The 7,362-nt window shown below is 71.3% G+C and carries 9 protein-coding genes; 1 reads left to right on the top strand and 8 read right to left on the bottom strand.

Going from position 1 to position 7,362, the window contains the following annotated elements; translation table 11 throughout:
• Nucleotides 1-52: 52 nt before the first annotated feature.
• From DEJ05_RS17645 to tilS, 8 genes are all read right to left on the bottom strand, one after another.
• On the bottom strand, nucleotides 53-574 hold the full coding sequence (locus tag DEJ05_RS17645) for a PH domain-containing protein (protein ID WP_110863569.1): 522 nt from the start codon (nucleotides 572-574) through the stop codon (nucleotides 53-55).
• Nucleotides 575-598: 24 nt separating this feature from the next.
• Nucleotides 599-1,090 (bottom strand): DUF3180 domain-containing protein, encoded by a 492-nt coding sequence (locus DEJ05_RS17640; protein ID WP_071404509.1) that lies wholly within the window; start codon nucleotides 1,088-1,090, stop codon nucleotides 599-601.
• A complete protein-coding gene (folK, locus tag DEJ05_RS17635; protein ID WP_111111299.1) occupies nucleotides 1,087-1,641 on the bottom strand; it encodes a 2-amino-4-hydroxy-6-hydroxymethyldihydropteridine diphosphokinase in 555 nt (184 codons plus the stop codon). The genes DEJ05_RS17640 and folK overlap by 4 nt, the downstream gene beginning before the upstream one ends.
• Nucleotides 1,638-2,027 carry a dihydroneopterin aldolase gene (gene folB, locus DEJ05_RS17630; protein ID WP_071404507.1) on the bottom strand — a complete coding sequence of 130 codons (390 nt, stop codon included), beginning with the start codon at nucleotides 2,025-2,027 and terminating at the stop codon, nucleotides 1,638-1,640. Before folB ends, folK begins: the two co-directional genes overlap by 4 nt.
• Nucleotides 2,024-2,992: a dihydropteroate synthase gene (folP, locus tag DEJ05_RS17625; protein WP_173032459.1), complete on the bottom strand. Its 969-nt coding sequence runs from the start codon at nucleotides 2,990-2,992 to the stop codon at nucleotides 2,024-2,026. The genes folB and folP overlap by 4 nt, the downstream gene beginning before the upstream one ends.
• A gap of 6 nt (nucleotides 2,993-2,998) precedes the next feature.
• On the bottom strand, nucleotides 2,999-4,987 hold the full coding sequence (ftsH, locus tag DEJ05_RS17620) for an ATP-dependent zinc metalloprotease FtsH (RefSeq protein WP_027467057.1): 1,989 nt from the start codon (nucleotides 4,985-4,987) through the stop codon (nucleotides 2,999-3,001).
• A gap of 158 nt (nucleotides 4,988-5,145) precedes the next feature.
• Complete coding sequence (gene hpt / locus DEJ05_RS17615) at nucleotides 5,146-5,697, bottom strand: hypoxanthine phosphoribosyltransferase (protein WP_017887686.1); 552 nt, start codon at nucleotides 5,695-5,697, stop codon at nucleotides 5,146-5,148.
• A gap of 9 nt (nucleotides 5,698-5,706) precedes the next feature.
• The gene (gene tilS / locus DEJ05_RS17610; RefSeq protein ID WP_111047997.1) at nucleotides 5,707-6,726 is read right to left on the bottom strand and encodes a tRNA lysidine(34) synthetase TilS; all 1,020 of its coding nucleotides are present in this window, start codon (nucleotides 6,724-6,726) and stop codon (nucleotides 5,707-5,709) included.
• A 64-nt stretch (nucleotides 6,727-6,790) separates the two neighbouring features.
• Here tilS and DEJ05_RS17605 point away from each other — a divergent pair, with 64 nt between their 5' ends.
• Entirely contained in the window at nucleotides 6,791-7,282 is a 492-nt protein-coding gene (locus DEJ05_RS17605; RefSeq protein ID WP_027467055.1) for an inorganic diphosphatase, read from the top strand.
• Nucleotides 7,283-7,362 lie beyond the last annotated feature (80 nt).

Here is a 7,362-nt window from a genome sequence, read left to right as displayed (position 1 = left end):
GGGCGGGCGGAGCGGGTGGCGGGGTGCCCGGTCGGAAGGTCACGGACGACCCCTACAGACCGGCGCGACGGGACTCGGCGAGCTCGACGAGGCGGTCGCGCAGCTCGTCGGCGTCCGCTGCCGGGACACCCGGGATCCGGACGTTCGTCGCGGCCGCGGCGGTGACGAACTTCAGCTCGCTCATGCCGAGCGCCCGGTCGAGCGGCCCGCGGGCGACGTCGACGAGCTGCATTCGGCCGTACGGCACGGCCGTGAACCGCTGCCACATCAGGCCACGGCGCACGACCAGGTCGTCGTCGCGGAGCGCGTAGCCGATGGCCCGGACCCGTCGGGGTGTGAGCGCGGCGGTGATCGCCGTGGTGACGGCGACCACGATGCCGATGGAGAGCCAGACCGTGCCGGCCCCGGAACCGAAGCCGTCGGTGACGATCCCGATGAGCACGCAGCCCGCGGTGAGCACGACACCGATCACGAGCGTGGTGATGAGTTCGGTCCACACGAGCTTCGCGGACACCCGCTGCCAGGCGATCCCACCGAGGCCGAGGCCGGGCTCGTCGAGTCGTTCACGCGGCATCGCGGGCCTCCTGGGGTTGCTCGGTCAGTTCACCGTCGTCGAACCGTTGCGGGGATCGTCACGGTCGTCGTCGTCACCCGGAGGTGCGATGCACATGCGCTCCGCCACGAGTGCGCAGACCGTCAGGACGATCCCGCCCCCGACGGCGATCACGTTCGGCAGGGTCGAGCCTAGCGAAGGCGTCGCGGAACGGGTCAGCAGGTACAGCACGAGGCCGAGGGCGAACCCGCCGAGCAGCGTGCCGCAGATGCTGGACGCCTTCGCGAGCACGACGACCCGCGTCGCGTAGAGCGGGTCGACCGGCCGCTGGCGTCCGGCGCCGTCGCGCGCGTGCCGGCGCACCGGGCGTGCCATGAGCACGACGGCGACGCCGATGAAGGCGAGCGTGACGCCGAGCGGGATCGAGAACAGGAACGTCGGCAGCTGGCGCGACGCCAGGACGGCGTCGAGTGCGAAGCCGGCGACCACCGTCACGACGGCGATGCTGATCAGCGTGGAGGCACGGGTGGGCTTCATGCGCTGGTCGCGCTCCCCGCCGGCCGGGAGGCCCGTGCCGGCTCCGCGAACAGGCGCGGCTCGTCGACGCGCTCGGTGTCGTCCCCCACCGCGGCGAGCAGGTCGGCCACCGGTCCGGCACCGGGCAGGACGGCCTCGGGGTCGGCGTCGAGCCACGGGGCCAGCACGAACGCGCGCTCAGCGGCCCGGGGGTGCGGCACGACCAGGGTGTCCGTGGCGATCCGCAGGTCGTCCACCGCGACGACGTCGAGGTCGAGGGTGCGGTCGCCCCACCGGACCTCGCGCGTGCGGCCGTGGGCGTCCTCGATGCCGTGCAGGGCGTCGAGGAGGGCCTGCGGCTCGAGGTCGGTGTCGACGACCACGACGGCGTTCCGGTAGCGGGGCTTCGACGTGTCGAGGCCGTCCAGGGTCACGGCGACCGACTCGACCTCGCGGCTCGAGGCCACCGGCACGACTCCGGGCAGGGCGGCGATCGCGGTGGCGGCGGCACGGAGCGTGCTCCCCCGGTCGCCGAGGTTCGCTCCGAGGGCGACGACGACCCGGTGGGTCATTCTTCTTCCTCGTCCGGCACCGTGGCGCCGCGGGCACGCCGGATGGTGATCGAGACGTCGGTGAACGGCACGGTGATCGGGGCCTGCGGCTTGTGCACCGTGACCTCGGTCGCCAATGCGGCACGGTGGGTGAGCACGGCCGCGGCGATGCGCTCGGCCAGCGTCTCGATCAGGTCGACCGGGTCGCGTTCGATCTCGGCGACGACCTGCTCGGCGAGGACGCCGTAGTGCACGGTGGCGTCGAGGTCGTCGCTGCCCGAGGCGGCGCGGGCGTCGAGCTCCACGGCGACGTCGACGACGAAGTCCTGGCCGTCCTCGCGCTCGTGGTCGAAGACGCCGTGGTGTCCGCGGGCGCGGACCCCGGTGAGTCGGATGGTGTCGTTCACGATCGAGCTGCCCTCCAGGCGTCCCAGACGTCGAGCACGGCACGGGTCGGTGCGGGGTCGTGCACGCGCACACCCCACGCGCCGCGTTCGGCGGCGAGCAGGCTGATGGCGGCGGTGGCGAGGTCGCGCTCCCTGGGCGGGGCACCCTCGGGGCTCCCGACACCGTCGAGGAACCGCTTGCGTGAGGCGGCGACGAGCACCGGCAGGCCGATCGAGGCGAAGCGCTCGTAGCCGGCCAGGATCTCCCAGTTCTGCACGCCGTGCTTGGCGAAGCCGAGGCCCGGGTCGATGACGACCTGCTCCTGCCGGACGCCGAGCACGATGAGTTCGGCGACCCGGAGCTCGACCTCGCGCCGGACCTCTTCGACCGCGTGGGTGTACTCGGCGTTGCGGTACATCCGGTCGCTGTGGCCGCGCCAGTGCATGACGACGAAGCCGACGCCCGTCGACGCCACGACCCGGGCCATGTCCGGGTCGGCGAGCCCACCGGAGACGTCGTTGACGATGGCGGCACCGAGGTCGACGGCACGCTCGGCCGTCGCGGCGTTCATCGTGTCGACGCTGACCGGGATGCCCTCGGCGACGAGCTGCTGCACGACCGGCAGCACCCGTTCCTGCTCGACCGGCACGGGCACGCGCTCCGAACCGGGGCGGGTGGACTCCCCACCGACGTCGATGACGTCCGCACCGGCGGCGACGAGGTCCCGTGCGTGCTGCACGGCGGCGTCGTAGGCCTGGTGCAGCCCGCCGTCGCTGAACGAGTCGGGGGTGACGTTGAGGATGCCGAGCACCCGGGTGCGCTCCTCGGCCGGACCACCGCGGTCACGGCGACGGCCGGTCACGACCTCGGGCACCGGCTGGGGTGCACGGAGGTCGATCGCGACCGTCGCCGGTTCGGCGGCGGCGGCGCGGGCACGACTCACCTCGGCGAGTCGACGCTCTCGTCGCGTCGGCAGCTCGGTCATGCCGGCCTACGCGGGGGCGATACCCGGGTTGCCGAACGGGCGACGACGGGTCTTCGAGGTCGACTCGGAGTCCGACGGGTCCGCTGCGGTCGAGGCGGCCTTGCCGGGCACGTCGATCGCGGGCAGGTTGCTGACCGGGCGCTTGTCGCTGGAGAGCCACTGCGGGCGCTCCGGCAGCTTGCGGACGTCCTTGAAGATCTCCACGAGCTCCGGGGCGTCGAGCGTCTCCTTCTCGAGGAGCTCGCCGGCCAGGCGGTCGAGGATGTCGCGGTTGTCGTTGAGCACCTGGTAGGCCTCGTCGTGCGCGGCCTCGAGCAGGGCGCGGGTCTCGGCGTCGACCGTCTGGGCGATGGTCTCCGAGTAGTCGCGACCGGTGCCACCGCTCATGTCACGGCCGACGAAGGGCTCGCTCGAACCGGACCCGAGCTTCACGGACCCGACGGCCTGGCTCATGCCGTACTCGGTCACCATCTTGCGGGCGGTGCCGGTGGCCTTCTCGATGTCGTTCGAGGCGCCCGTGGTCGGGTCGTGGAAGACGATCTCCTCGGCGACGCGACCACCCATGGCGTAGGTGAGCTGGTCGAGGAGCTCGTTGCGGGTGACCGAGTACTTGTCCTCGAGCGGGAGCACCATCGTGTAGCCGAGGGCACGGCCGCGGGGCAGGATCGTGATCTTCGTGACCGGGTCGGTGTGCCGCATCGCCGCTGCCGCCAGGGCGTGGCCGCCCTCGTGGTACGCGGTGATCAGGCGTTCCTGGTCGGACATGATCCGGGTGCGGCGCTGCGGGCCGGCCATCACGCGGTCGACGGCCTCGTCGAGGGCACGGTTGTCGATGAGCTGTGCGTTCGAGCGGGCGGTCAGCAGGGCCGCCTCGTTCAGGACGTTCGCCAGGTCGGCACCGGTGAAGCCCGGCGTCTTGCGGGCGAGCAGCTCGAGGTCGACGCTCGCGGCGAGCGGCTTGCCCTTCGCGTGCACCTCGAGGATCTGCTTGCGGCCGGCGAGGCCCGGGGCGTCGACGCCGATCTGGCGGTCGAAACGGCCGGGGCGCAGGAGCGCGGGGTCGAGCACGTCGGGACGGTTCGTCGCGGCGATGAGGATGACGTTGGTCTTGCCGTCGAAGCCGTCCATCTCGACGAGGAGCTGGTTCAGCGTCTGCTCGCGCTCGTCGTTGCCACCGCCGATGCCGGCACCACGGTGACGACCGACGGCGTCGATCTCGTCGATGAAGACGATGGCCGGCGAGTTGGCCTTGGCCTGCTCGAAGAGGTCACGGACACGGCTCGCACCGACACCGACGAACATCTCGACGAAGTCCGAACCGGAGATCGAGTAGAACGGCACGCCGGCTTCTCCCGCGACGGCGCGGGCGAGCAGGGTCTTGCCGGTTCCGGGAGGGCCGTAGAGCAGCACGCCCTTCGGGATCTTCGCCCCGACGGCCTGGAACTTCGCGGGCTCCTTGAGGAACTCCTTGATCTCGTGCAGTTCCTCGATCGCCTCGTCGGCACCCGCGACGTCGGCGAACGACACCTGCGGGTTCTCCTTGTTGTTGATCTTGGCCTTCGACTTGCCGAACTGCATGACCTTCGAGCCGCCGCCCTGGGCGCTCGAGAGCAGGAACCAGAACAGGGCACCGATGATCAGGAACGGCAGCAGGATGCCGAGCAGCGACAGGAACCAGTTGCCCTGGGCGACGCGGTCGTTGTAGCCGTCCGGCAGGTTGGCGTCGTTGACGGCCTGGACGACCTCTTCGCCGCGTGGCGTGGAGTAGTAGAACTGCTCCTGCTTGTCGCCGTCCTTCAGGACGAGGTCGACCCGCTGCTCGGTGGAGTTGATGGTCGCGGACGAGACCTTGTCATCGGAGAGCTGCTCGAGACCCTTCTGGGTGTCGATCTCTTGCGTGCTGCCCTGGCTGATGACGCTCCAGCCGATGAAGATGCCCGCCAGCGCGATCAGCACGTAGAGGTACGGGCCGCGGAAGATGCGCTTGAAGTTCATGTGATCCGGGCGCGAGTGCCCGACACCTTTCTCTGCCGAAGTTGCGTGCAGGTCAGCATACGGCCGCGATTCTGTGGCGAGAATGGGTGTCCTCTGCGGGCGAACTCACCCCCGGGCCAGAGTCGGCCGAGTGCGACCCGAGCGCGGCGGGCCGCCCGTCAGGAGTAGACGTGCGGAGCGAGGACGCCGACGCCGCGCAGGTTGCGGTAGCGCTCGTCGTAGTCCAGGCCGTAGCCGACCACGAACGCGTCGGGGATGTCGAAGCCCACGTACTTCACGTCGACCTCGACCTTGGCCGCCTCGGGCTTGCGCAGCAGGGCGACGATCTCGACGCTGGCGGCACCACGGGACTGCAGGTTCTGCTTGAGCCACGACAGGGTCAGACCGGAGTCGATGATGTCCTCGACGATCAGGACGTCGCGCCCGTGCAGGTCGGTGTCGAGGTCCTTGAGGATCCGCACCACGCCGGACGACTTCGTGCCGGAGCCGTACGACGACACCGCCATCCAGTCCATCCGCGCCTGCATCTTGAGGTGGCGCGAGAAGTCCGCCATCACCATGACGGCACCCTTGAGCACCCCGACGAGCAGCGGGTCGCGGCCCGCGTAGTCGGCGTCGACGACCGCCGCGAGCTCGGCGAGCTTCTCGTCGATCTGCTCGGGGGTGAAGAGCACTTCGGACAGGTCTGCCTGGACGTCGGAGAGTTCCACCACGCCAGCCTAACCGGCGCTGAACTCGATGCGGTCGCCGGTCCGCGTGGCACGGACGCCCGGCAGGTCGATCGGGCCTTGTCCGCTCCAGTCCGTGACGAGCCGGCAGACCTCGAGCGTCTGCACGCGCGACAGCGTCACCCCGAACTCGCTCTCCACCGCCAGGCGCACGAGTCGCTGCCGGAGCGCCGGCGGGTTCGCTCCGAGCGCCCGCACCGACAGCGAGATGCCCGCCTCGGAGTGCTCGGCGATGTCCTCCGCGATCTCCTCGGCGAAGTGGTCCAGCGCCGCGGAGTCCTCGCGCAGCTGGTCGGCCGTGCGGGCCAGGGCCTCGGGCACCCCGGCACCGAGCTCCCGTTCGAGCACCGGCAGCAGGGTGTTCCGCACCCGCACCCGTGCGTACGCGGGGTCGTCGTTCTGCGGGTCGCGCCACGGCGCCAGCCCCGCTGCGGCGCACGCCTGCCGGGTCGCGTGGCGCCGGACAGACAGGAGCGGCCGGCCGTAGGCCGGACCGCCGTCACGGCGGGCGAGCGGCTGCATGCCGGACAGGCTGTCCGGCCCGCTGCCGCGCAGCAGGCCGAGCAGCACGGTCTCGGCCTGGTCGTCCAGGGTGTGGCCCAGCAGCACCAGGGGTGACCCGGTGGCGGCCGCGACCTCGGCGATCGACGCGTGGCGGGCCTCCCGGGCGGCGCCTTCCGGGCCACCGTCGGAGCCGACCGTGACCCTGCGGACCGTCACCGGGTCGAGTCCCAGCTCGGATGCCTGCCGGGAGGCGCGGCTCGCCACCGCCTCGGAGCCCGCCTGGAGCGCGTGGTCGACGACCACTGCCCCGGCCCGCAGACCCTGCTTGCCCGCTTCGAACGCGGTGGCCGCCGCCAGGGCGAGGGAGTCCGGTCCGCCGCTCAGTGCGACGAGGACCAGGTCGCCTGCGGCGACCACGCCGTCGTCGACGGCTGCGGCGAGCAGGTCGCGGACCGCCAGGCGGGTCTCGGCGACGGCGGGGTCGAGCCGGGGACGCGGAGAGTTCACCCGGTAACGTTAGCCGCGCTTTCGCAACACACGACAGTCCCCGAAGCAGACACAGGAGCGCAACATGGCCGCGTACGACGTCGTCGTCGAGATCCCCAAGGGCAGCCGCAACAAGTACGAGGTGGACCACGAGACCGGTCGCGTCTACCTCGACCGCGTGCTGTTCACCTCGTTCGTCTACCCCACCGACTACGGGTTCTTCGAGAAGACCCTGGCCGACGACGGTGACCCCGTGGACGCGCTGCTGCTGCTCGAGTTCCCGACGTTCCCCGGCGTCGGCGTCAAGGTCCGCCCCGTCGGCGTCTTCAAGATGAGCGACGAGGCCGGCAACGACGAGAAGGTCCTCGTCGTCCCCGCCAAGGACCCGCGCTGGGCGCACATCCAGGACATCTCGGACGTGCCGGAGCAGACGAAGGCCGAGATCGCGCACTTCTTCGAGCGCTACAAGGACCTCGAGCCGAACAAGTGGGTCAAGGCCGAGGGCTGGGGCGACGCCGCCGAGGCCGAGCGCATCGTGCAGGCCGGTCAGGCCGCGTACGTGCCCGGCTCGCACTGACGATCCCCTGACGACGAACGGCGCCCGCTCTCCTTCCGGAGGGCGGGCGCCGTTCTGTGTCGTGCGGGGTGGGCTGCTGT

The organism is Curtobacterium sp. MCLR17_045 (genome assembly GCF_003234405.1).
Lineage (GTDB): Bacteria > Actinomycetota > Actinomycetes > Actinomycetales > Microbacteriaceae > Curtobacterium > Curtobacterium flaccumfaciens.
The sequence above is the reverse complement of the archived record's forward strand: the minus strand, read 5'-3'. Positions and strand labels throughout refer to the sequence as shown.

Coding starts and splice junctions, on each gene's coding strand:
- DEJ05_RS17645 (WP_110863569.1), bottom strand. CDS start 574: ATGCCGCGTGAACGACTCGACGAGCCCGGCCTCGGCCTCGGTGGGATC.
- DEJ05_RS17640 (WP_071404509.1), bottom strand. CDS start 1,090: ATGAAGCCCACCCGTGCCTCCACGCTGATCAGCATCGCCGTCGTGACG.
- folK (WP_111111299.1), bottom strand. CDS start 1,641: ATGACCCACCGGGTCGTCGTCGCCCTCGGAGCGAACCTCGGCGACCGG.
- folP (WP_173032459.1), bottom strand. CDS start 2,992: ATGACCGAGCTGCCGACGCGACGAGAGCGTCGACTCGCCGAGGTGAGT.
- ftsH (WP_027467057.1), bottom strand. CDS start 4,987: ATGAACTTCAAGCGCATCTTCCGCGGCCCGTACCTCTACGTGCTGATC.
- DEJ05_RS17605 (WP_027467055.1), top strand. CDS start 6,791: ATGGCCGCGTACGACGTCGTCGTCGAGATCCCCAAGGGCAGCCGCAAC.